1 protein-coding gene is annotated in these 642 nt (G+C 72.0%); it reads left to right on the forward strand.

Annotated elements, in window-relative coordinates; translation table 11 throughout:
* A partial coding sequence (locus FLX07_RS35895; protein WP_167748518.1) for a DUF222 domain-containing protein occupies positions 1-642 on the forward strand: 642 nt, incomplete at both ends.

Below are 642 nucleotides of genomic sequence, written 5' to 3' on the forward strand. Positions count from 1 at the left end.
CTGCGCGAGCAGTTCACCGGCGACAGCGTGGTCCGCCTGCACGTGCCCGATGAGTTCGCTCCCGATGAGGCGCGGGCGGCGCTGGTGTGGTCGCGCCGCCGGGCGGACTCGGCGTTCGATCTGGCGTGGAACCTGCACCGCCGGCTTCCGGTTCTCGGCGAGGCCATGCTGGCGGGAGAGCTGGACGAGCCGCGGGCGGCGGCCTTCATCCGCTGGACGGGCGGTTTGACCGACGCCCAGGCCGTCTGGGTCTGTGAGCGGCTGATCAGCCGGGCCCCGGCCTGGACGGTGGGACAGCTGATCGAGCATATCCAGCGTCTGGTGCTGGCCATCGACCCTGATTGGGCGGAGAAGCGCTACCGGGAGGCGGTGCGCAGGCGCCGCGTGGTCGGGACGCGCACCGAGGAGGGCACCGCGACGGTCTCAGGGCTGGATCTGCCGCTTGATCGGGCGGTGGCCGGCTGCGAGCGCATCGACGAGCTGGCCCGCGCCTGCAAACGCGCGGGAGACCGCCGCCCCGTCGACCACATCCGTGCCGACCTCTTCCTCGGCAGCCTGGACGGCAGTTTCGAGAGCCTGTCCGACTCCGAGATCGTCACCCACGTCCGCACCCACCCCTTCCTGGACGCCACCCCCTCCGAC

Origin of the sequence: Microbispora bryophytorum, from assembly GCF_006874465.1 — a bacterium.
GTDB lineage: Bacteria > Actinomycetota > Actinomycetes > Streptosporangiales > Streptosporangiaceae > Microbispora > Microbispora bryophytorum.